The following is a 21,490-nucleotide window of genomic DNA, read 5'->3' on the forward strand; positions in this document are numbered from 1 at the left end:
GGCAAAGCCCGCTTAAGCGGGCTTTATTATTTTTGGCACTCAGGGCAAAACACCGTATTTCGCTGCCCTATCTTCACACTCTCAAGCTCAGTGCCACACACCGGACACGGTTTTCCTTGCTTGCCGTACACCAACAACTCTTGAGCAAAGTAGCCAGGCTTACCATCGGCTTGAGTGAAGTCTTTCAGCGTCGTGCCACCTTGCTTAATGGCGGTCGCCAAAACGTCTTTGATATCAGCCACCAGCGTATTAGCTTCTTCAAGGCTAAGCTGCCCTGCTGGACGTTGGGGATGAATTCTAGAGGTGAACAGGGATTCATTGGCGTAGATGTTCCCCACCCCGACAACGACGGCGTTATCCATAATAAACTGCTTAATAGCCGTGCGTTTCACTTTTGCCTTATCAAACAGATATTCACCAGTAAACCCGTCAGTGAGTGGCTCGGGACCGAGTTTCTCTAAAGCAGGGTGGTCGCCACCTTTTTCCTGCCAAAGCCAGGCACCGAACCTGCGAGGATCGTTATAGCGGATCACTTTTCCATTGGAGAGGTGCAAGTCGACATGATCGTGTTTATCCGGCGCTGTCGCCTGTGGCAACACACGTAAACTGCCGGACATCCCCAAATGCACCAGTGCGTAGCCAATATCGGTTTCCAGTATCAAGTACTTTGCGCGGCGTTTCACTGCACGAATTGTCTGACCTTCGATATCAAATAAGGTGTCCGGAACAGGCCAACGCAGCTTGGGTTGTCTGACCTCCAATTTGGTGACCACCTGATCCGTCGCATGGGGCTTAATACCCATACGGCTCACTTCAACTTCCGGTAATTCTGGCATCCTGCTAATTCTGGTTGGCGAATGGGAACAGGTAGTTTGGATCAACTGAGACTGCAAGCCAACGGTTTTCCCAGTTTTGAATGAGCCAGAATTGAGGCAATTGATAATAGGTCAGACGTAAAGGCTCAACGGCTTCACCTCTATCCACGACCAAAGTCGCCGGTTCACGAAGACCAGGCTTTAACTTGTCGTAGGTGTCTGTGTCGATTTCTGTGCCAGACAGGTTAATCCATCGGTTTGCCAATTCAGTGGCAGAGATAGAAAGCTTTTTATCGGTTTGCCATGGCATGGCATTGGTGAGGGTAAATTTCGGAAAACGCAGCGCTTTAACTTCCACATCGGATGGCATCAACGCAATGATCCCATCAGGCAGAACCTGCTCAACCGGTTGTTCGGCCTCACTGTCTGCCAGCTGGCTTCTGAGGTAGGTTGGCAGGTTTATCAGTGTGATAAACGCCAGAATCCCCAGGATAAGGAAGTTATTGAATGTTCTGCGGGACGGTGTAGCCATCACTCACTCTCAGTGTCATCAGTCGTCACTTAAAGTGTATACCCAAACAACCTGAAAATGCTCGCATTCAGAGGTCATCAATACGTTCAATTCGAGGCAAATTCCCCGAGGAATAGTCATTCTATTTCCGTGGAGTTTAACGAAGAAGTGGGCGCATTGATGGCCTCCCTTCGGGCGAGTAGACTGACGCCGTGCTCTTTGTTGTTCCTTTTTGATGGAGATGACTACACCTACAAAGGAACGCCGCGATCACAACGCCAGTCAATCTCGCTGAATCCTGCATCTTCAGGTTGTTTGGGTATATATCCGGAAATCTCTGATTTACAGATATAAAAAAACCCAGCCAAAGCCGGGTTCTTTATAAGAGGCGAAAACCAATTACTTGATTTTTGCTTCTTTGTACATAACGTGTTGGCGAACAACTGGATCAAATTTCTTGATCTCGAACTTGCCCGGCATGTTACGTTTGTTTTTATCAGTAGTGTAGAAGTGACCAGTACCAGCAGATGATACCAGGCGGATCTTCTCGCGAATGCCTTTAGCCATTCTTTAAGTCCTCTTAAACGTTCTCACCACGGGCACGGATATCTGCCAGAACAGTATCGATACCTTTCTTGTCGATGATGCGCATACCTTTAGGGGTAAGGCGCAGTTTAACGAAGCGGTTTTCGCTTTCTACCCAGAAACGATGAGTTTGCAGGTTCGGCAGAAAACGACGCTTGGTGGCGTTATTAGCGTGAGAGCGGTTGTTACCAACTACAGGACGCTTGCCAGTTACTTGGCATACTCGTGACATGAATGTCTCTCCAAATCGTTTCAGCTCGATATCAACCTTGTCCGCCAGTCCTGCAAACAAGGTCAGGCTCTACGTCAAGGCTATCAAAGGTGGCGCATTATACTAACTGTCTTTCCATTGCTCAAGTCCCGAGCAGATCCTTTTGACAGTTTTTGATCGTTTTTTAGCAACCTAGGTGACGTTGACCTGAGGTAAACCTCACTCACCCCCAGAAAAAACGCCATGTTAGCGGCTTTCTACCGAATTAGAGAAAAGGTGTTAAAGACGACCAGAGTACCGAAATACCCTTAAATCCAACCACGTTCGGCGAAGGATACCACGTCCCCGTCCCCAATCACCATATGGTCGAGCAAACGAATGTCCACTAAAGCCAATGCATCACCGATTCTGTTGGTGATATGACGGTCTGCTGTGCTGGGTTCAGCGATACCTGAAGGGTGATTATGCGCGAGAATCACTGCATTGGCGCCTACATCAAGACAACGTTTAACCACTTCTCTCGGATAAACATTGGCAGCATTGATTGTACCTTCAAACAAAATCTCGTCTTTTATAGGGCGATTCTGATTATCAAGGTACAGCACGAGAAAGGCTTCCCTTGGGCGGTCACGAAGTTTGCAGGAAAGGTATCTGGCGGTATGTGACGGGCTGGAAAGTGCATCCTCCCTCGCCAACGTTTCACCTAGGTGACGTTTGCTAAGCTCCAACACGGCCTGAAGTTGGGCATATTTCGCTGAGCCCAGCCCTTTGCGTTCACTGAATTGTTTAAGTTCAGCCTGCATTAACCCTCTCAGTGAACCAAAGTCCTCCAAAAGGTAGCTAGCGAGTTCAATCGCATTCATGCCCTTTACGCCGGTGCGCAAGAAAATGGCAAGAAGCTCTGCATTGGTGAGAGACTCTGGGCCTCTCGCCAACAACTTCTCTCGGGGACGGCACTCTTCAGGCAAGTTTTTCAGGGACATGACATTCTCAGGAAAAGAAAACCCCGAGCGTCGCTTTCACCTTAAAAACCGTCAACATCATCATCAAAACGCTGCGATAGACTTACAAACTCGGCAAGTTTGAGTGGCTACGTATTTACATTTCGAACGTGAATAATATCGCTTTCACATTCGTCGAGCGTAACAGGCGCTTTCCCGGTCTTTTGTGTTATCTTTCCTCTCATTATCCTTTGGCTACATTAGTTATGGCTCAGAAAATCACTCAGACCCTTTCGGGCAAACGGATTGTTTTAGGTATCGGTGGCGGTATTGCGGCTTATAAATGTGCCGATCTGACGCGTCGCCTGATTGAACGTGGCGCTGACGTTCGCATTGTCATGACTCACGCAGCGAAAGAATTTATCACCCCGCTGACCATGCAGGCAGTCTCTGGCCACCCCGTGTCTGACAGCTTGCTAGACCCTGCAGCTGAAGCCTCAATGGGTCATATCGAAATCGCCAAATGGGCAGATTTGGTATTGTTGGCACCCGCCACTGCTGACCTGATTGCCCGTGTGGCGGCAGGCATGGGCAATGATCTTCTCACCACACTTTGCTTGGCAACAGATGCGCCAGTAGCTGTTGCACCCGCTATGAACCAGCAAATGTATCGCGCGGTTGCCACGCAGGAAAATCTCGCAACGTTGAAACGACGCGGCCACCCAATTTGGGGGCCAGCAAGCGGTGAACAGGCCTGTGGTGATATTGGCCCAGGTCGCATGCTAGAGCCAATGCAGTTGGTCGGACTGGTTGAACACCACTTCACCGACGGCGATCTCTCCGGCACTTCTTTTCTCATTACCGCAGGGCCAACCCGCGAAGCCATCGACCCGGTGCGTTACCTCACCAATCACAGCTCAGGGAAAATGGGCTATGCGATCGCAGAAGCGGCCGCTAAACGTGGCGCGAGTGTCACTCTGGTCAGTGGCCCAGTGAACCTGCCAACGCCAAATGGCGTTAACAGAGTGAATGTCGAAAGCGCGCAAGAAATGCATGACGCTGTTCACGCCCACGCTCCTAAACATCACATTTTCATCGCCTGTGCGGCGGTCGCTGATTTCAGACCTGCCAATGTGGCCGATCAGAAGATGAAAAAGAAAGATGGCGAAGATGATATGACGATCACACTGGTCAAAAACCCTGACATCGTCGCTTCTGTTGCTTCACTGAAAGAAAGTCGCCCGTTTACCGTCGGCTTTGCAGCTGAAACTCAAGATGTAGAGCAGTACGCACGCGGTAAGCTTCAGAAGAAGACTCTGGACTTGATTTGTGCCAATGATGTCTCTCAGGAAGGGCAAGGCTTTAACAGCGACCAAAACGCGTTACACCTTTATTGGCCGAAAGGTGACAAGGCACTGCCATTGGCAAGTAAATCTGAGATTGGCAACCAGCTTGTCAGCGAAATCACGGCACTTTACACCAACAAATAACACTCAGCGGAAATAGGTTATGAAACAAATTGATTTAAAAATTCTCGACCCACGCGTCGGTAACGAATTCCCACTTCCTGCATACGCGACAGAAGGCTCCGCAGGTCTGGACCTTCGCGCCGTGCTGGATGCACCGCTGACACTGGAGCCGGGCCAAACGGAACTTCTGCCAACGGGTCTTGCTATCCACATTGCTGACCCTTCACTGGCAGCCACCATTCTTCCACGTTCAGGTCTTGGCCATAAACACGGCATCGTTCTGGGCAACCTGGTAGGCCTCATCGATTCAGATTATCAAGGCCAGCTCATGGTTTCTTGCTGGAACCGAGGCAACACAACCTTTACCATTGAGCCAGGTGAGCGTATTGCGCAACTGGTTTTTGTGCCAGTTGTACAAGCCCAGTTCAACATTGTTGAAGACTTCGACGCGACCGAGCGTGGTGCCGGAGGATTTGGACACTCTGGTACAAAATAACAGCGTTAACCCGGTGAAATATCTGAAAAATGCCACAGAAGTGTGGCGTTTTTTATGCCGCATTCACGGTTTCGGGAATTACTGTAGGCTTCACCTGCAATCAAGGTGCATTATTCTTTTAATACAGAGAGGCCGTCGTTAATATAGCGGCTCTTCAGCCTAGATTTCGGGTCAGTGACCCCAAGAACAATAAAGGAACCATCTATTCATGGCTGGCCAAAAAAAGCAGAATCGCAGAGAGGAAATCCTCCAGGCCCTGGCTCAAATGCTGGAGTCCAATCAGGGCAGTCAACGCATTACCACCGCCAAACTTGCCGCGCAGGTAGGCGTTTCTGAAGCCGCGCTATACCGACACTTCCCAAGTAAAGCACGCATGTTCGAAGGCTTGATTGAGTTTATCGAAGAGTCACTGATCACCCGTATCAACCGCATCCAAAGTGATGAAAAAGATACGATGACCCGTTTACGCTTGATCCTTCAATTGCTGTTAGTTTTCGGAGAGCGTAATCCGGGACTGACACGTATCATGACCGGACATGCCTTGATGTTTGAGCAGGACAGACTGCAAGGTCGCATCAATCAGCTGTTTGAAAAAATCGAGAGCCAACTGCGTCAGGTACTGCGCGAGCGCCGTCTTCGTGAAGGGAAAGGTTTCCCGGTTGATGAGAATGTACTCGCAGCTCAGCTTCTCGGTCAGGTAGAAGGTAGCCTCAACCGCTTCGTGCGTTCAAACTTCAAATATGCGCCGACTGCGGAGTTTGACCAATACTGGCAACTGTTGAGTGCGCAGCTGAACTGATCGACGACGGAAAGACACAAAAAAAGGCTGCATGATGCAGCCTTTTTGTTTTCTTCAAGACTGATTATACCAATCACAGTAGGTAGGTGATCAGAAATAGCGTAGGAAAAATGCTTGAGAACAAGGCGAAAAATTTCGATAAGTAGTTATTCTACAATCAAATTTTTCAACGCAATTATCGAGCATTTTAACAAGCTAGGATGAGCAGATATTTACTACGATTGGTATTAAATACCGTATTCCGCGCGATATGCTTTTACTGCATCCAATTGTTCTGGGTTACCGCCCTGCTCTTCCAGATACGTCACCAGATCGCCAAGGCTGATGATAGAAACCACCTGACAGCCAAAGTCACGCTCGACTTCCTGAATGGCAGAAAGCTCGCCTTTACCGCGTTCTTGACGGTCAATTGCCACCAATACTCCGGCCAGATCAGCACCGTTCGCCTGAATGATTTCCATCGACTCGCGAATCGCTGTACCTGCAGTGATCACATCATCCACCAACATCACACGGCCTTCCAGCGCGCTACCCACCAGATTTCCACCTTCACCGTGATCTTTGGCTTCTTTGCGGTTAAAGCAGTAAGGCGTATCCACATCGTGATGTTCAGCCAGCGCTACCGCTGTGGTGGTCGCAATCGGAATACCTTTGTACGCGGGACCAAACAGCAGATCGTATTCGATGCCTGCATCAACCAACGCTTCGGCATAGAAACGGCCCAGACGCGCCAAATCCCTGCCTGTATTGAACAGACCGGCATTAAAGAAGTAAGGGCTCTTACGACCCGACTTCAAAGTGAATTCACCGAACTTCAATACTTCTTTTTCCAATGCAAATTCGATGAACTGACGCTGATAGGCTTTCATTTTCTCTCCTGTCGAACAAAAGTCGGCTAGCTTGCCGGTTTTACCTGAGGCACATCCGCCTCACTCAAAATTAGGTTAAAAAAAAGCGGCTCCAATAGAAGCCGCTTTCTCATCAATCAATTAACGATGCTTTCTGAATCGCTACAATGTCCTGAATACCTTTGGTTGCCAGAGACAACATGGCATTAAGCTCATCGGCAGTGAACGGTTCCGCTTCTGCAGTACCCTGCACTTCAATCATGCGGCCATCTTCCAGCATCACCACGTTCATATCCGTGTCTGCTGCCGAGTCTTCCACGTATTCCAAATCGCAGATTGGCGTCCCTTCAAAGATACCCACAGAAACTGCTGCGACATGACCTTTCATTGGGTTCTCTGCCAGCTTACCTTCGCTAACCAGCTTGTTCAGCGCATCGGCCATCGCCACACTTGCGCCAGTAATCGATGCAGTGCGGGTACCACCGTCAGCCTGAATAACATCACAGTCAACGGTGATGGTGAAATCGCCCAGCTTTTCAAGATTCACGGCAGCACGCAGGCTGCGGGCGATCAGGCGCTGAATTTCCATGGTGCGGCCGCCTTGCTTACCGTTTGCCGCTTCACGACGGTTACGGGTGTGGGTCGCACGTGGCAGCATGCCGTACTCAGCAGTGACCCAGCCTTGTCCTTTCCCTTTCAGAAAGCGCGGCACGCCTTCTTCAACGCTTGCGGTACAGATAACTTTGGTATCACCAAACGCCACCAGCACAGAACCTTCCGCATGGGCGGTAAAATGACGGGTAATTGTGACTGGACGAATTTGACCAACTTCTCTGCCGCTAGGACGCATAGGATTCACCTGTTTATAAATGCTGAATTTCGTTAACCGGCGATTATAACGGCTTCACCTTTTACACGCTAATACAAAGCGGTCTTGTCTGCTTTTTTCTTCTGTTTCCCGTCATGCTGCTGACATAAAAGGCAGCGACTGCGTATAATCATCACAACTTTCATCAATGAGTGAACTTCAATGATCCACAGTATGACTGCCTACGCCCGTCGGGAAATCAAGGGCACATGGGGCACAGCCGTTTGGGAAATCCGCTCGGTTAACCAACGTTACCTCGAAACCTATATCCGCATGCCAGAGCAGTTCCGTGGCCTTGAACCAATCATTCGTGAACGATTCCGTTCCCGTCTTGCCCGCGGCAAGGTGGAATGCAACTTGCGCTTTGAAGCCAATCAGTCAGCTAACACTGAACTTAAAATCAATGAAGAGTTGGCTAAGCAGGTGATTCACGCGGCGAAGTGGATCAAAGAAATGTCCGGCGAGGGCAATATTGGTCCTTTCCAGGTACTGCAGTGGCCGGGTGTGATGGAGACCCCAGAGCAGGACATGGACGTGATCAACAAAGCCTTGCTGGAAGGTTTCGACAAAACTGTTGATGACTTCATCGCTGCACGTGCCAGCGAAGGCGACAACATGAAAGCGCTGATTGAGCAGCGTCTGGAAGGCATTGCCGCAGAAGTGGTGAAAGTACGCGCGAAAATGCCGGAAATCCTGCAATGGCAACGTGAACGTCTCCTGACCAAGTTGGAAGAAGCGAAAGTCGAACTGGACGCCAACCGCGTGGAGCAGGAAATCATCTTGTTGGCTCAAAAATCTGATGTTGCGGAAGAGCTGGATCGCCTTGACTCTCACGTATCAGAAACCAAGAAGATCCTGAAAAAAGGTGGCGCTTGTGGTCGTCGCCTGGACTTCATGATGCAGGAATTCAACCGCGAGTCGAACACGCTGGCTTCAAAATCCATCAGCACGGACATCACTGCTTCTGGCGTTGAACTGAAAGTGCTGATCGAGCAGATGCGCGAGCAAATCCAAAACATCGAGTAATCGATACGAAAAGCTGAAAAGCCCGGTCTTTGTGCCGGGCTTTTTGTTCCCGCTTTAGGTTGCAGCCATTATTGGGTTATCCTAAAAGTGGAATTCAATTTTTGCGCGGGTCATGGTACCCTGCGCGCCCTTTAACCTCACAGTGATCAAGACCATGAGCCAAGGTACGCTTTACATCGTTTCAGCGCCAAGTGGTGCCGGTAAATCAAGCCTGATTTCGGCATTGCTGAAAGATAATCCTCGTTACGACATGAAAGTGTCTGTTTCTCACACCACCCGTGCATCTCGTCCGGGCGAAGAGAACGGTGTTCACTACCATTTCGTCTCTGTTGAGGACTTTAAAGCGCTGATCGAACAAGAAGCCTTCCTAGAATACGCCGAAGTATTCGGTAATTTCTATGGCACATCACGCCTGTGGATTGAAGAAATGCTGTCAAAAGGCGTCGATATCTTTCTCGACATCGACTGGCAAGGTGCTCAGCAAATTCGCGAGAAAATGCCGAATGCAAAAAGCATCTTCATTCTGCCGCCAAGCCGTGAAGAGCTTGAGCGCCGCCTGAATGCGCGCGGTCAGGATTCTGATGAGGTCATCGCAAAACGCATGGAAGAAGCCCGTTCTGAGATCTCTCACTATAACGAGTATGATTACGTTATCGTGAACGATGATTTCGATGTGGCTCTGATGGACATCAAAGCCATCCTTCGCGCCGAGCGAATGAAGCAAGACAAGCAATACAGCCGTCACCACGACATGATCGACAGGTTGTTGGACTAATAAGCATCGCTATTGAAAGATGTTTGTTGTTTAGGTCAGTTCGCTTTTGTATAATTTTCGGTCATTTTGATTTTATTACTTACTGGAGTTCTTCATGGCACGCGTAACCGTTCAAGACGCTGTTGAAAAAATTGGCAACCGCTTCGATCTAGTATTGGTAGCAGCTCGTCGCGCACGCCAAATGCAAACTGGTGGTAAAGACTCACTGGTTCAGGAAGAGAACGATAAGCAAACTGTTATCGCTCTGCGTGAAATTGAGGAAGGCCTGATCACTAAAGAGATCCTGGATGCACGTGAGCGCCAAGAGCAGCAAGAACAAGAAGCTGCAGAAATGGCTGCTGTAAGCACCATCACAGGTACTCTTCGCTAATTTAACTTCAGGGAAACAGGCAGATTGTATCTCTTCGATAGCCTGAAAGAAGTCGCAGCACAATACTTGCCGGAGTCGCACTTAGAGGCACTCCGGCAAGCGTATTTGGTCGCGCGAGATGCCCACGAAGGGCAAACCCGCTCAAGCGGGGAACCATACATCATCCACCCTATCGCCGTTGCCCGTATTCTTGCGGAGATGCGCCTCGATCACGAAACCTTGATGGCAGCGCTGCTGCATGACGTGATTGAAGACACTGACGTTACCAAAGAAGACCTGCAACAACGTTTTGGCGATACCGTCGCCGATCTGGTAGATGGCGTCTCCAAGCTCGATAAGCTCAAATTCCGCGACCGTCAGGAAGCGCAGGCGGAGAACTTCCGCAAAATGATCATGGCCATGGCCCATGACATCCGCGTAATCCTCATCAAACTCGCTGACCGCACGCACAACATGCGTACATTGGGTGCATTGCGTCCAGACAAACGTCGCCGCATTGCCCGCGAAACCCTCGAGATTTTCTCGCCACTGGCGCACCGTCTGGGTATCCACAACATCAAAGTGGAACTGGAAGAACTTGGCTTTGAAGCCCTCTATCCAACCCGGTACCGCGTGTTGCGCGAAGTGGTGATTCATGCCCGCGGCAACCGCAAAGAGATGATCCAGAAAATCCACGCCGAAATTGAAGGCCGCCTCCAGGATGCGGGTATCAATGCCAAGGTGTTGGGTCGTGAGAAGAACCTCTACTCCATCTACAACAAGATGAAGAACAAGGAGCAACGCTTCCACACCATCATGGACCTCTATGCCTTCCGCGTGATTGTCGATTCGGTGGATACCTGTTATCGCGTGCTGGGGCAAATGCACAATCTGTATAAGCCACGCCCGGGCCGCATGAAAGACTACATCGCAGTACCGAAAGCCAACGGCTACCAATCGCTTCATACCTCCATGATCGGCCCTCACGGTGTCCCTGTTGAAGTACAAATCCGTACCGAAGACATGGATCAGATGGCGGACAAAGGTGTTGCGGCTCACTGGGCATACAAAGACGGTGCAGACCGTGCTGGCGGCGGTGGTACCACCGCGCAGGTGCGCGCGCAACGTTGGATGCAAAGCCTGCTGGAACTTCAGCAAAGTGCAGGTAGCTCGTTTGAATTTATCGAGAGCGTGAAATCAGACTTATTCCCGGACGAGTTGTTCGTGTTTACGCCGAAAGGCCGCATTGTTGAAATGCCTGTTGGCGCAACCGCTGTGGACTTCGCTTATGCCGTGCATACGGACGTCGGTAACTCTTGCGTCGGCGCGAGGGTGAACCGTCAGTCTTATCCACTCAGTCAACCGCTGAAAAACGGCCAGACCATAGAGATCATCACAGCCCCTGGCGCGCGTCCAAACGCGGCGTGGCTCAACTATGTGGTGACTTCCCGTGCGCGTACCAAGATTCGTCAGGTACTGAAAACCAAGCGTCGCGAAGAGTCTGTAATTCTGGGTCGCCGTCTTCTGAACCACGCCCTTGGCGAGAAGAATATTCAGGACATCGAGCTAGAAAACATCGACAAGGTCTTGCACGATCTCAAGCTCGAAAGCGAGGAAGATCTGCTGGCAGATATCGGTGCTGGTGAGCTGATGAGCGTGGTGATTGCCAAGCGTCTGCTTGGTGATGCTGACAGCCTGGAAGAGCAAGGCGGATGCCTGCCAATCCGTGGCGCTGAAGGTATCTTGCTGACTTACGCGAACTGTTGCCGCCCTATTCCGGGCGATCACATCGTCGGACACGTCAGCCCAGGTAAAGGGTTGGTCATTCACCGTGAAGAATGTGCCAACATCCGCGGTTATAGTCAGGAGCCAGACAAATATATGTCTGTCGAATGGGGTGATGACATTGATCAGGACTTTGCGACCGCACTGCGCGTTGACATGCTCAACCATCAGGGCGCACTGGCCGATTTGACCAACACCATTGCCGCAACAGGCTCTAACATTCAGGGTTTGACGACGGAAGAGCGTGATGGCCGTCTGTATACGATTTACGTGAAACTCACGACTCATAACCGTGTCCATCTGGCAAATATCATGCGCCGTATCCGTATCATGCCGAATGTGGTGAAAGTCAGTCGTCAGAAAAACTGATTTAAAACCCAGGCACCAAACACAAACGCCCGCCCTTTGCGGGCGTTTTTATAAACGAGAAAAAACACCATGACACCAGAACGTTTTGCACGCATCCATGGAGTGTTGGCCACCCGCCAGCCGGACCTTACTGTGTGCATGGAAGAAGTCCATAAGCCCAACAACATCTCCGCCATTATTCGCACTGCGGATGCTGTCGGTGTCCATCAAGTTCATGCCGTCTGGCCGAAAGACAGCAAAATGCGCGCATTGGGCGGCACCTCTGCAGGTGCACGAAACTGGGTGGACGTTGTCACCCATGACAACACACCAGAGGCGTTTGAAACCCTGAAAGCTAAAGGCATGCAGATACTGGTGACCAACCTGTCTGATACCGCCGTTGATTTCCGTGAGATTGATTACACCAAACCGACCGCCATCGTGATGGGTCAGGAAAAGACCGGCATCAGCAAGCAAGCGCTTGAATTGGCTGATCAAGACATCATCATTCCCATGATAGGTATGGTACAGTCACTGAATGTCTCGGTCGCCAGCGCGCTGATTTTGTATGAAGCGCAGCGCCAACGCCAAAACGCAGGCATGTACCAGCGTACACGCACTTTGATCCCACAAGCGGAAGTTGACCGCATCATCTTCGAGCGTGGTCATCCTGTGTTGGCAAAAGTCGCCAAACGTAAAGGCCTGCCTTACCCAGATTTGGATGAAGAAGGCCAAATCGTTGCCGATGAAGCCTGGTGGGCCAAGATGCAGGCAGCGAAATAAGCCTGTAATCGTATTGATTTAGGAGAGATGAACACACCATGCGCGCGTCAATGTTGGATGCCGTTCCCGTTACCTCGCTGACCGGAGTCGGCGGCAAAATGGCAGAGAAGCTGGAAAAGCTCGGGCTTTTCACGGTGCAGGATCTGCTATTCCATCTCCCCTACCGCTATGAAGACCGCACCCGCATCTGGCCTATCATGAGCCTGATGCCGGGCCAGCATGCCACCGTTGAAGGTGAAGTGGTTAGCAACAACACTGTCTTTGGGCGTCGCCGTATGCTGACGGTGAAAATCACAGACGGTAACGGCTCGCTCACGCTGCGTTTTTTCAACTTCAATGCGGCAATGAAAAACAGCCTTGAACAGGGCAAACGCGTCAAAGCTTACGGCGAAATCAAACGCGGTCAGGGTGGCCTTGAAATCATCCATCCTGAATATAAAGTCTTCTCCGAACCCACAGAGCTTTCACTGGAAGAAACCCTGACGCCGGTTTACCCAACCACAGAAGGCCTTCGCCAGTTGACGCTGAGAAACCTGACCGATCAGGCGCTTGAGTTGCTTGATGGTGCTGCGGTGCAGGAACTCTTACCGGAAGGCTTATACGACAGGCAAATCACCCTGCGTGACGCCCTGAAAATCCTGCATCGTCCAACACCGGATATTTCGGTGACCCAGTTGGAGAAGGGTGAACACCCTGCTCAGAAGCGCCTCATCCTAGAAGAGCTGTTAGCGCAGAACCTCTCGATGCTCGCGGTTCGCAGCAAGTTACAGCAAGATCCGACATTTTCGCTGCCGCCTTCTACCGAGTTAAAGCCAAAACTCTTGGAATCCTTGCCATTTACGCCAACGGGCGCGCAATCACGCGTGGTGGCTGATATCGAACGCGATATGGGATTGGAAAAGCCCATGATGCGTCTGGTACAGGGTGATGTGGGCTCAGGCAAAACCTTAGTGGCTGCACTCGCTGCATTGCAGGTGATTGAGCAAGGCTATCAGGTTGCTTTGATGGCACCGACTGAACTCCTTGCTGAGCAGCATTCGATTAACTTTGCCAATTGGCTGGAGCCTTTAGGCATTTCCGTTGGTTGGCTTGCGGGCAAACTGACAGGCAAAGCCAAAGAAGCCGAGCTTGCCAAAATCGCCAGCGGCGAAGCCAAAATGGTAGTGGGCACCCACGCCCTTTTCCAAAAGCATGTCGAGTTTGACAAGCTTGCCCTGGTCATCATCGATGAGCAGCATCGATTTGGCGTCCACCAGCGCCTTGAGCTTCGTGAGAAAGGGATGAAGCAAGGCATTCATCCCCACCAGCTCATCATGACTGCGACGCCTATTCCACGCACGCTGGCGATGACCGCCTATGCCGATCTCGACACCTCCATCATCGACGAGCTGCCACCGGGACGCACACCGATCCAAACCGTTGCCGTGCCGGATACCCGACGTATCGACATCATCAACCGTGTCCACGCGTCCTGTTTGGAAGAAGGACGTCAGGCTTACTGGGTGTGTACCTTAATTGATGAGTCTGAGGTGTTAGAAGCGCAAGCTGCCGCAGAAACGGCCGATGATTTGGCACGTGCTCTGCCCGATCTAAAAATCGGCCTGGTACATGGCAGGATGAAAGCGGCAGAAAAACAGGAAGTGATGCAGGCGTTTAAATCCGGTGAGCTTCATCTTTTGGTCGCCACTACCGTGATAGAAGTCGGCGTGGATGTGCCAAACGCCAGCCTGATGATCATCGAAAACCCAGAGCGTCTCGGTCTGGCGCAACTTCACCAGCTTCGTGGTCGTGTCGGACGTGGTTCCGTCGCCAGCCACTGTGTGCTTTTGTATCACGCACCGCTGTCAAAGACCGCCACCCAGCGCTTAGGTGTATTGCGTGAAAGCAGCGATGGTTTTGTGATTGCCCAGCGCGATCTGGAAATTCGTGGTCCAGGTGAGCTCTTGGGTACCAAACAAACGGGGATGGCAGAGTTTAAAATTGCCGATTTGGTCCGCGATCAGAAACTCATCCCTGAAGTGCAGAAACTCGCGTTGTATCTGCACCAAAACTATCCGGACAACGCCAAAGCCATTATCACCCGCTGGCTTGGTAACAACGACAAGTACAGCAACGCATAAAAAAAGGGCGGATATCCGCCCTTTCTTCATTCAACCAGTGTTGCTAATCAGTCTTCCCAATACTGCATCACCAGCGCCATCACTTCTGATTTGCTGTAACCCACTTCCCGGGCATCATCAATTAGCGCTTTCAGGGTGGGCTCTATAAATCCAAAGCGGTCTTCCATCCTGCCCTGCAGTCCTTGCCGCGCAACAATCATGCCCACACCGCGTTTACGTTCTAACCAGCCTTCTTCTTCCATGTTTTGGTAGCAACGTGAAATCGTCATCGGATTGATATTCAACTCTGCCGCTAACTTTCTGACAGAAGTCAGCTTCTCCCCAGGGATGAGCGTCCCGGCAACAATCTGACGCTGAATTTGCGTCATCAGTTGTTTGAACTTCGGGGACGGATCCTGCGGGTCGATGACTATCTTCATGTTTCATCTCTGCTGTATCGGCGCTGTATTACAGTATTAGCAGATGATTCAAACATGAGACAAGTTTATGAGTGGATTTTCATATCAAAAAATAAAAAAACGCGGATTCAGGCTCCGCGTTTTTCTCTGTAAAGATGCTTTTAACGCCGCTTTCTCGGCTGGCGTTTAGCCACTGGCAAGACAATTTGCGCCCGCAAGCCGCCCTGTGAGCGCTGGCTGAGTTTTAGCGTACCGTTATGCTGCTCAGTAATACGCTTGACGATGGCAAGTCCAAGGCCAGTGCCTTCACTGCCCCGCGCGGTGTCGCCACGGGTAAAGGGCTGTAATACTGTGTCAATCTGATCGGCTGCGATACCCGGTCCATTATCTTCCACCGCAATCCACTGATGTCGACGGTCGGCAGACGTACCGGTACTGATTTTGACCCAACCGCCACCATAGCGCACTGCATTCACCACCAAGTTAGTCACCGCACGGCGGATAGCCACTTCGTTAGCATCTAGCTTTCCAACCAGCTCGCCTTTAGATACTTCAAGGTCATGCCCTGTTGCACCATCAGCGACAGACACATCTTCGGCCACCACATTCAGGTCAATCTCTGTCATGTCCTGAAGCTGAACCGAACGCAAGTAATCCATAAACTGGTTGATGATTTCATTACACTCTTCAGTGTCTTTAATCATGCTCTCAGCCAGATAACTGTCTTCCGGCGACATCATTTCAGTCGCTAGACGAATCCGGGTCAACGGCGTACGGAGATCATGACTGACACCTGCCATCAGCAGTGCCCTGTCTTCCTCCAGTTTGCGAATGCCTTCGCTCATCTGATTAAACGCTTTCGTCACCGCACGGATATCTGATGCACCTCGTTCCGGCAAGGGCTCGGGGAATTTGCCGTGTCCCACATCCTGCGCCGCACGTTCCAGTGCCGCCAATGGTCGGTTCTGCACCTTAATAAACATCCAGCCGCCCCCGATCACCAGTAAGGCGATAAACATGGAATAGAAAAACAGGGGTTGGAAGTCATCCTGATGCAGCTCAGACAGCGGTATCCGCATTACGTAACCGGGGAACGCCTCACTTTCCAGCCAGAGCACATAGTTCTTCGACTCTAGGCTGATACGCGCTTCCGTCGGGGCACCGAGCTTCTCAGACATGTCCGCACTGAGATAATCCACTGACGCGGCGTTATCAAACTCCTCCATCATCGCTGGCTCATCGTCATCGTGCATGGTGACGCCAAGCTTCTCGAGTAACTGACGACGTAACAGTTCATCCATGTGATAAACCTTGCCGTTCGATAACAGCAAATCGTCATCCAGCATGACTTCGATTTCATGAGCGAGGATTTTGTTGAACTGTTTGATGCTTGGCAGCAGGGCGTAGTTGAGGATGGTAAGGTAAGAGAAGATCTGGCTGGCAATCAGAAGGCCAGCCAGCACCACGAGCGTACGAGCAAAGTTACTGCGTGGAGAGAAGCGCATTAATTAGGCTTCTCCGTCCGGTACGAACACATAGCCCAGACCCCAAACGGTCTGAATATAGCGAGGTTTGCTTGGATCTTCTTCAATCATGCGGCGAAGACGCGAGATTTGAACGTCAATCGAACGCTCCATCGCGGAGTACTCACGACCACGAGCCATGTTCATCAGTTTGTCGCGGGACATCGGCTCACGGGCATTGGTCACCAGTGCCTTCAACACGGCAAACTCACCCGATGTCAGCGTTAGCGGCTCGTCATTACGGAACATTTCGCGGGTGCCCAGATTCAGGCGGAACTGACCAAACTCGACAATTTTTTCTTCACTGGAAGGCGCACCCGGTGCTTCTACCGTCTGACGACGAAGCACTGCACGAATACGTGCCAGCAATTCACGTGGATTGAAGGGTTTCGGCAGGTAATCGTCAGCTCCCACTTCCAGACCCACGATGCGGTCAATTTCGTCGCCTTTTGCCGTCAGCATCAGGATCGGCAATTGATTGTTCGCCTGACGTAGGCGGCGGCAGATAGAGAGGCCATCTTCACCCGGCAACATCAGGTCCAACACCATCAGGTGAAAATTCTCACGAGAGAGCAAACGGTCCATTTGCTCGGCATTCGCCACACTGCGCACCTGAAAACCTTGCTCAGACAAGTAACGCTCGAGCAGCGAGCGAAGACGCATATCATCGTCAACAACCAGGATCTTATGATTATCTTGCATGACTTACCTTTCTCTCCGTGTGGTGGAAATGCCACCAACAATATTAAAGTCTGACACTGATATAAAACATCAGAGTAACGTCCTGTGGGAAGAAAAACTGTTACCAGTTGTAACCCTGCCCCAGAAAATTGAATGCGAAATTCGTGCCTCAGCTTAACGTTGCCGGGCAGCTTCGCTTTAATCATGGCAGCAAAGCGGTTATAACTCTTGCCGGAAAACGAAACAATCGCTCGGAAAGCAGAATGAAAAAAACCGATTTGGTCACCCGGGAAGGCTACAACAAACTCAAACAAGAGCTCGATTACCTCTGGAAAGAGCGCCGCCCGGAAATCACCAAGATTGTCTCTTGGGCCGCCAGTCTTGGCGACCGTTCAGAGAACGCGGACTACACCTACAATAAGCGCTTGCTGCGCGAGATAGACCGCCGCGTCCGCTACCTCCGAAAACGTCTCGAAATCCTGCGTGTGGTCGATTATAGCCCTCAACAGGACGGTAAGGTGTTTTTCGGTGCCTGGGTCGATATCGAAAACGAAGATGGCGACACTCTCTCCTTCCGCATTGTCGGTCCCGACGAAATTTATGGCCGGAAAGACTACATTTCTATCGACAGCCCTATGGCGCGCGCTTTGATTAAAAAAGAAGTGGATGACGAAGCGGTGGTGACCACACCGGAAGGGCCGAAAGTCTGGTACGTCAACAGTATCCGCTACCAGCAAGACGAACACTAAGGTTACGCTGCAGCGTGACAATGAATCTAAGGAACACCATGACAACTTCAATCTACCAACAGATCGCGACGGAACTGAATGTACGCGATGCACAGGTTATTGCGGCAGTAAACCTGCTGGATGACGGCAATACCGTCCCCTTTATTGCCCGTTACCGTAAGGAAGTGACCAACGGCCTTGACGACACCCAGTTGCGTAACCTTGAATCCCGCTTGGGTTATCTACGTGAGTTGGAAGAGCGCCGCCAGGTGATCCTGAAATCGATTGATGAGCAAGGCAAACTGTCCGGTGCACTGAAAAAAGACATTCTGGATGCAGACAGTAAAAACCGTCTTGAAGACTTGTACCTGCCATATAAACCCAAGCGCCGTACCAAAGGTCAAATCGCGATTGAAGCCGGCATCGAACCACTGGCGACTCTGCTGTGGGAACAGCCAGACCACGAACCAGAAACCGAAGCGGCGAAATACTTAAACGCTGACGCAGGCTTTGCTGATACCAAAGCAGTACTCGACGGTGCCCGTGCGATTTTGATGGAGCAATTTGCCGAAGATGCCGCGCTGCTGGACAAAATCCGCCGTCATCTGAACCAAAGCGCGGAAATTCAAGCCCGCGTGGTGGCAGGTAAAGAGGAAGAAGGCGCGAAGTTTAAAGACTACTTCGCTCATGATGAATTGCTCAGCAAGGTGCCTTCGCACCGCGCACTCGCCATGTTCCGCGGCCGCAATGAAGGGATTTTGCAACTGTCACTGAATGCCGATCCGGGTCAGGATGAAAAATCCACTGGCTCATATTGTGAAACCATCATCAGTGACCATTATGGCGTGACCATTGGCGCTGCAGCCGCTGACCGCTGGCGTAAACAGGTTGTGAGCTTTGCATGGCGTATCAAGATTTTAATGCACATGGAAACCGAGCTGATGGGCAACCTGCGCGAGATGGCAGAAACTGACGCTATCAAAGTCTTCGCCGATAACCTGAAAGACTTGCTGATGGCCGCACCTGCAGGCCCCCGCAGCACCTTGGGTATCGACCCAGGCCTTCGCACCGGTTGTAAAGTCGCGGTGATCGACAACACCGGTAAGCTTTTGGATACCGCCACCATCTACCCAACGCCGCCACAAAACAAAATTGCAGAATCTGCACGCGTGGTGATGGCACTGGTGAAAAAGCACAATGTGGATTTGATTGCGATTGGTAACGGCACAGCTTCCCGTGAAACCGACGCCTTTGTGGCTGGCATGCTGAAAGATGCGGGTGAGAAAATCCAAACCGTGATGGTCAGCGAAGCAGGTGCGTCGGTTTACTCCGCCTCTGAACTTGCCGCGACCGAGTTCCCGGGGCTTGATGTGTCGCTACGTGGCGCGGTTTCTATCGCCCGTCGTCTGCAAGACCCACTCGCTGAGCTGGTGAAAATCGACCCGAAATCTATCGGTGTGGGCCAATACCAGCATGATGTTAGCCAAAGCCAGCTAGCCAAGCGTCTGGACGCGGTTGTGGAAGACTGTGTAAACGCCGTCGGTGTCGACGTAAACAGTGCCTCTGCAGCGCTATTGACCCGCGTCGCAGGCCTATCTACCACCATGGCAGCCAACATTGTGGCCTTCCGCGACGAAAATGGCCGCTTTGAAGATCGCAAAACCCTGCTGAAAGTGCCGCGTCTTGGCCCGAAAGCCTTTGAACAGTGTGCGGGCTTCCTTCGTGTCATGAAGGGTAAAAACCCATTGGATGGTTCTTCCGTTCACCCTGAGGCTTATCCTGTCGTGAAACGTATTGCCGAGAAATCCGGTAAAGGCATTGATGCCATGATTGGCAACCATGACTTCCTGCGTGCGCTGAAAGCAGCAGACTACGCTGACGATACCTTTGGTATTCCGACCGTGACCGACATTCTGGCAGAACTGGCAAAACCTGGCCGCGACCCACGCCCAGAGTTTAAGACCGCCACCTTTGCCGATGGCGTCAATGAAGTGAAAGATCTGATCCCGGGTATGGTGTTGGAAGGCGTGATCACCAACGTGACTAACTTCGGCGCTTTTGTTGATGTCGGCGTACATCAGGACGGTCTGGTACATATCTCTGCGCTGTCAGATAAGTTCATTTCCGACCCACGTGAAGTCGTCAAAGCCGGTGATGTGGTGAAAGTGAAGGTGATGGAAGTGGATCTGCAGCGTAAGCGTATTGGTCTTTCAATGCGCCTGAGCGATGAGCCGGGTTCAGATAACAAACCTACCCGCGAATCACGTCCTCGCCATCAGGAACGCAGCTTTGGCGGCAATAACCGCAATGACAACAACCGCCGTGATAACCGTGGCGGCCAGCAATCCGGTTTCGGTGGCGCCTTTGCCGATGCCTTTGCCAAAGCAAAGCGTAACTGATAGTTGGGAAACCAAAAACAGCGCCAAGAGGCGCTGTTTTTGTCTCTGCTTGCTTGGCTTACCGTCAAATCACGATCAGCACTTCTGACGGGATATTCGCGGCAGACGATTGCTGATAACGCATGGCAACCACCGCACCAGTACGTTGAGAAGCTTTCAGCTCGTCGATTTTATCCAGGATTTCTTTCGGCAGCTTAATGCGCATGGCATAGCCGTTTTCGTTTTGCGGCACATACGAACCGCTGGAAAGCATGTTGGTCAGCTGACTTAGGGTTTCATGTGCAGCAAAACCACCACCATTGAACTGTCTTGGGTTTTGTTCCAGATCGGCGTAATCGGGGTGTTCAGAAGGATCCCAGGATGGGTTCTTCAATTGTTTCTCTTCGGCGAGTACTGGTTTTTCTTCGGCAGTGGCATTTGCCTGACTGGGTGGGACAATTTTTTCGCGCACGCGATTTTCCCGCGCAACTTGCTCCGTTGGCGGGTTTACTGACGGTACGACAGCAGGGATGCTGACGTTAGCGGGCGAAATGTTCATGCCAATGTTGTCTCCCAACACCGACCGAAGGCGCGTCGCCTGTGAGCATAGGCGGGGTAATCCCCGCGAATGCGCGTGCTATATCTCTATAGCGAAACTAGACCAATATTGCGATCAGTCCGCCAATGGTACCCAGTGCAGAAAGCACCTGACCGGCGGAATACGCAGCATCGTCGTTGCTTTTCACTTCTTCAGGGTGGTCCATGCCAAGCGCCCCGTAGGTGAAAGACTCAACTTTAGACGAAGTGTTCGTGCCTTCGGCTTCCGTTGCTTTGTTAACAGTCTTACCGTCCGACACTTCCTTCGCGACCTGCTCGTAAGACTGCTTGGCACCCTCGGCTGCCTGCGCCTCATTGCCCTTTGCCGCCTGATTTGGCTGCATAGGCTTGGCGTAAGCATGCTGAGAATACCCAACGTTACCTATATTCATTATGGTCTCTCCTGATGCCATAGCAAGTAACTTGATTAAAGTATCGGCAGCTACAGATTAAAAT

The 21,490-nt window shown here is 51.2% G+C and carries 23 protein-coding genes; 11 read left to right on the forward strand and 12 right to left on the reverse strand.

All coding sequences use genetic code 11. The features are described from left to right. Nucleotides 1–26 precede the first annotated feature (26 nt). From mutM to radC, 5 genes are all read right to left on the reverse strand, one after another. On the reverse strand, nucleotides 27–836 hold the full coding sequence (gene mutM, locus D515_RS01215) for a bifunctional DNA-formamidopyrimidine glycosylase/DNA-(apurinic or apyrimidinic site) lyase (RefSeq protein ID WP_002535332.1): 810 nt from the start codon (nucleotides 834–836) through the stop codon (nucleotides 27–29). Between the two features lie 4 nt (nucleotides 837–840). Beyond that, the gene (locus D515_RS01220) at nucleotides 841–1,347 is read right to left on the reverse strand and encodes a hypothetical protein (RefSeq protein WP_002535333.1); all 507 of its coding nucleotides are present in this window, start codon (nucleotides 1,345–1,347) and stop codon (nucleotides 841–843) included. A 378-nt stretch (nucleotides 1,348–1,725) separates the two neighbouring features. Continuing rightward, nucleotides 1,726–1,893, reverse strand: a complete 168-nt coding sequence (gene rpmG / locus D515_RS01225) for a 50S ribosomal protein L33 (protein ID WP_002535344.1) — start codon at nucleotides 1,891–1,893, stop codon at nucleotides 1,726–1,728. A gap of 13 nt (nucleotides 1,894–1,906) precedes the next feature. Further along, on the reverse strand, nucleotides 1,907–2,143 hold the full coding sequence (gene rpmB, locus D515_RS01230) for a 50S ribosomal protein L28 (protein WP_002535345.1): 237 nt from the start codon (nucleotides 2,141–2,143) through the stop codon (nucleotides 1,907–1,909). Between the two features lie 287 nt (nucleotides 2,144–2,430). Further along, nucleotides 2,431–3,105: a RadC family protein gene (radC, locus tag D515_RS01235; protein WP_002535346.1), complete on the reverse strand. Its 675-nt coding sequence runs from the start codon at nucleotides 3,103–3,105 to the stop codon at nucleotides 2,431–2,433. A gap of 224 nt (nucleotides 3,106–3,329) precedes the next feature. Here radC and coaBC point away from each other — a divergent pair, with 224 nt between their 5' ends. From coaBC to slmA, 3 genes are all read left to right on the forward strand, one after another. Continuing rightward, entirely contained in the window at nucleotides 3,330–4,553 is a 1,224-nt protein-coding gene (gene coaBC / locus D515_RS01240; RefSeq protein WP_002535347.1) for a bifunctional phosphopantothenoylcysteine decarboxylase/phosphopantothenate--cysteine ligase CoaBC, read from the forward strand. Between the two features lie 19 nt (nucleotides 4,554–4,572). Then, nucleotides 4,573–5,028 carry a dUTP diphosphatase gene (gene dut / locus D515_RS01245; RefSeq protein ID WP_002535348.1) on the forward strand — a complete coding sequence of 152 codons (456 nt, stop codon included), beginning with the start codon at nucleotides 4,573–4,575 and terminating at the stop codon, nucleotides 5,026–5,028. A 208-nt stretch (nucleotides 5,029–5,236) separates the two neighbouring features. Then, a complete protein-coding gene (gene slmA / locus D515_RS01250; RefSeq protein WP_002535349.1) occupies nucleotides 5,237–5,827 on the forward strand; it encodes a nucleoid occlusion factor SlmA in 591 nt (196 codons plus the stop codon). A 227-nt stretch (nucleotides 5,828–6,054) separates the two neighbouring features. Here slmA and pyrE read toward each other — a convergent pair whose 3' ends face one another. Together pyrE and rph are read right to left on the reverse strand one after the other, a co-directional pair. Continuing rightward, the gene (gene pyrE / locus D515_RS01255; RefSeq protein ID WP_002535351.1) at nucleotides 6,055–6,696 is read right to left on the reverse strand and encodes an orotate phosphoribosyltransferase; all 642 of its coding nucleotides are present in this window, start codon (nucleotides 6,694–6,696) and stop codon (nucleotides 6,055–6,057) included. A gap of 112 nt (nucleotides 6,697–6,808) precedes the next feature. Further along, nucleotides 6,809–7,525, reverse strand: coding sequence for a ribonuclease PH (gene rph / locus D515_RS01260; RefSeq protein WP_002535353.1), 717 nt, complete (start codon nucleotides 7,523–7,525; stop codon nucleotides 6,809–6,811). A 180-nt stretch (nucleotides 7,526–7,705) separates the two neighbouring features. On the opposite strand from rph, the gene D515_RS01265 reads away from it, so the two are divergent. The 6 genes from D515_RS01265 (at nucleotide 7,706) to recG (ending at nucleotide 14,729) form a co-directional block, all read left to right on the forward strand. Continuing rightward, entirely contained in the window at nucleotides 7,706–8,569 is an 864-nt protein-coding gene (locus D515_RS01265; protein WP_002535354.1) for a YicC/YloC family endoribonuclease, read from the forward strand. Nucleotides 8,570–8,723: 154 nt separating this feature from the next. Beyond that, nucleotides 8,724–9,344: a guanylate kinase gene (gene gmk, locus D515_RS01270; RefSeq protein WP_039849438.1), complete on the forward strand. Its 621-nt coding sequence runs from the start codon at nucleotides 8,724–8,726 to the stop codon at nucleotides 9,342–9,344. Nucleotides 9,345–9,438: 94 nt separating this feature from the next. Beyond that, complete coding sequence (rpoZ, locus tag D515_RS01275) at nucleotides 9,439–9,714, forward strand: DNA-directed RNA polymerase subunit omega (RefSeq protein WP_002535357.1); 276 nt, start codon at nucleotides 9,439–9,441, stop codon at nucleotides 9,712–9,714. Between the two features lie 24 nt (nucleotides 9,715–9,738). Then, nucleotides 9,739–11,847, forward strand: coding sequence for a bifunctional GTP diphosphokinase/guanosine-3',5'-bis pyrophosphate 3'-pyrophosphohydrolase (gene spoT / locus D515_RS01280; protein WP_002535359.1), 2,109 nt, complete (start codon nucleotides 9,739–9,741; stop codon nucleotides 11,845–11,847). 69 nt (nucleotides 11,848–11,916) lie between these two features. Then, complete coding sequence (trmH, locus tag D515_RS01285; RefSeq protein WP_039849439.1) at nucleotides 11,917–12,609, forward strand: tRNA (guanosine(18)-2'-O)-methyltransferase TrmH; 693 nt, start codon at nucleotides 11,917–11,919, stop codon at nucleotides 12,607–12,609. A 38-nt stretch (nucleotides 12,610–12,647) separates the two neighbouring features. Next, nucleotides 12,648–14,729 (forward strand): ATP-dependent DNA helicase RecG, encoded by a 2,082-nt coding sequence (recG, locus tag D515_RS01290; RefSeq protein ID WP_002535363.1) that lies wholly within the window; start codon nucleotides 12,648–12,650, stop codon nucleotides 14,727–14,729. A gap of 47 nt (nucleotides 14,730–14,776) precedes the next feature. On the opposite strand, the gene D515_RS01295 is transcribed toward recG, so the two are convergent. The 3 genes from D515_RS01295 to ompR all read right to left on the reverse strand — a co-directional run bounded on the left by D515_RS01295 (nucleotide 14,777) and on the right by ompR (nucleotide 17,352). Beyond that, complete coding sequence (locus D515_RS01295) at nucleotides 14,777–15,148, reverse strand: GntR family transcriptional regulator (protein ID WP_002535365.1); 372 nt, start codon at nucleotides 15,146–15,148, stop codon at nucleotides 14,777–14,779. A 140-nt stretch (nucleotides 15,149–15,288) separates the two neighbouring features. Next, nucleotides 15,289–16,632 (reverse strand): two-component system sensor histidine kinase EnvZ, encoded by a 1,344-nt coding sequence (gene envZ / locus D515_RS01300; protein WP_002535366.1) that lies wholly within the window; start codon nucleotides 16,630–16,632, stop codon nucleotides 15,289–15,291. Nucleotides 16,633–16,635: 3 nt separating this feature from the next. Further along, a complete protein-coding gene (gene ompR / locus D515_RS01305) occupies nucleotides 16,636–17,352 on the reverse strand; it encodes an osmolarity response regulator transcription factor OmpR (protein ID WP_002535368.1) in 717 nt (238 codons plus the stop codon). A 242-nt stretch (nucleotides 17,353–17,594) separates the two neighbouring features. On the opposite strand from ompR, the gene greB reads away from it, so the two are divergent. Next, nucleotides 17,595–18,080, forward strand: coding sequence for a transcription elongation factor GreB (greB, locus tag D515_RS01310; RefSeq protein ID WP_039849440.1), 486 nt, complete (start codon nucleotides 17,595–17,597; stop codon nucleotides 18,078–18,080). A 38-nt stretch (nucleotides 18,081–18,118) separates the two neighbouring features. Then, nucleotides 18,119–20,458, forward strand: a complete 2,340-nt coding sequence (locus tag D515_RS01315; protein WP_002535371.1) for a Tex family protein — start codon at nucleotides 18,119–18,121, stop codon at nucleotides 20,456–20,458. A 64-nt stretch (nucleotides 20,459–20,522) separates the two neighbouring features. On the opposite strand, the gene D515_RS01320 is transcribed toward D515_RS01315, so the two are convergent. Together D515_RS01320 and D515_RS01325 are read right to left on the reverse strand one after the other, a co-directional pair. Further along, the gene (locus D515_RS01320) at nucleotides 20,523–20,996 is read right to left on the reverse strand and encodes a hypothetical protein (protein ID WP_002535372.1); all 474 of its coding nucleotides are present in this window, start codon (nucleotides 20,994–20,996) and stop codon (nucleotides 20,523–20,525) included. Nucleotides 20,997–21,093: 97 nt separating this feature from the next. Continuing rightward, nucleotides 21,094–21,426, reverse strand: a complete 333-nt coding sequence (locus D515_RS01325) for a hypothetical protein (RefSeq protein WP_002535374.1) — start codon at nucleotides 21,424–21,426, stop codon at nucleotides 21,094–21,096. Nucleotides 21,427–21,490 lie beyond the last annotated feature (64 nt).

The sequence above is a fragment of the Grimontia indica genome, assembly GCF_000333895.2.
Lineage (GTDB): Bacteria > Pseudomonadota > Gammaproteobacteria > Enterobacterales > Vibrionaceae > Enterovibrio > Enterovibrio indicus.

Coding starts and splice junctions, on each gene's coding strand:
- D515_RS01320 (WP_002535372.1), bottom strand. CDS start 20,996: ATGAACATTTCGCCCGCTAACGTCAGCATCCCTGCTGTCGTACCGTCA.
- rph (WP_002535353.1), bottom strand. CDS start 7,525: ATGCGTCCTAGCGGCAGAGAAGTTGGTCAAATTCGTCCAGTCACAATT.
- recG (WP_002535363.1), top strand. CDS start 12,648: ATGCGCGCGTCAATGTTGGATGCCGTTCCCGTTACCTCGCTGACCGGA.
- rpmG (WP_002535344.1), bottom strand. CDS start 1,893: ATGGCTAAAGGCATTCGCGAGAAGATCCGCCTGGTATCATCTGCTGGT.
- D515_RS01325 (WP_002535374.1), bottom strand. CDS start 21,426: ATGAATATAGGTAACGTTGGGTATTCTCAGCATGCTTACGCCAAGCCT.
- greB (WP_039849440.1), top strand. CDS start 17,595: ATGAAAAAAACCGATTTGGTCACCCGGGAAGGCTACAACAAACTCAAA.
- slmA (WP_002535349.1), top strand. CDS start 5,237: ATGGCTGGCCAAAAAAAGCAGAATCGCAGAGAGGAAATCCTCCAGGCC.
- ompR (WP_002535368.1), bottom strand. CDS start 17,352: ATGCAAGATAATCATAAGATCCTGGTTGTTGACGATGATATGCGTCTT.
- D515_RS01295 (WP_002535365.1), bottom strand. CDS start 15,148: ATGAAGATAGTCATCGACCCGCAGGATCCGTCCCCGAAGTTCAAACAA.
- gmk (WP_039849438.1), top strand. CDS start 8,724: ATGAGCCAAGGTACGCTTTACATCGTTTCAGCGCCAAGTGGTGCCGGT.
- rpmB (WP_002535345.1), bottom strand. CDS start 2,143: ATGTCACGAGTATGCCAAGTAACTGGCAAGCGTCCTGTAGTTGGTAAC.
- D515_RS01315 (WP_002535371.1), top strand. CDS start 18,119: ATGACAACTTCAATCTACCAACAGATCGCGACGGAACTGAATGTACGC.
- D515_RS01220 (WP_002535333.1), bottom strand. CDS start 1,347: ATGGCTACACCGTCCCGCAGAACATTCAATAACTTCCTTATCCTGGGG.
- dut (WP_002535348.1), top strand. CDS start 4,573: ATGAAACAAATTGATTTAAAAATTCTCGACCCACGCGTCGGTAACGAA.
- D515_RS01265 (WP_002535354.1), top strand. CDS start 7,706: ATGATCCACAGTATGACTGCCTACGCCCGTCGGGAAATCAAGGGCACA.
- pyrE (WP_002535351.1), bottom strand. CDS start 6,696: ATGAAAGCCTATCAGCGTCAGTTCATCGAATTTGCATTGGAAAAAGAA.
- coaBC (WP_002535347.1), top strand. CDS start 3,330: ATGGCTCAGAAAATCACTCAGACCCTTTCGGGCAAACGGATTGTTTTA.
- radC (WP_002535346.1), bottom strand. CDS start 3,105: ATGTCCCTGAAAAACTTGCCTGAAGAGTGCCGTCCCCGAGAGAAGTTG.
- mutM (WP_002535332.1), bottom strand. CDS start 836: ATGCCAGAATTACCGGAAGTTGAAGTGAGCCGTATGGGTATTAAGCCC.
- trmH (WP_039849439.1), top strand. CDS start 11,917: ATGACACCAGAACGTTTTGCACGCATCCATGGAGTGTTGGCCACCCGC.
- envZ (WP_002535366.1), bottom strand. CDS start 16,632: ATGCGCTTCTCTCCACGCAGTAACTTTGCTCGTACGCTCGTGGTGCTG.
- rpoZ (WP_002535357.1), top strand. CDS start 9,439: ATGGCACGCGTAACCGTTCAAGACGCTGTTGAAAAAATTGGCAACCGC.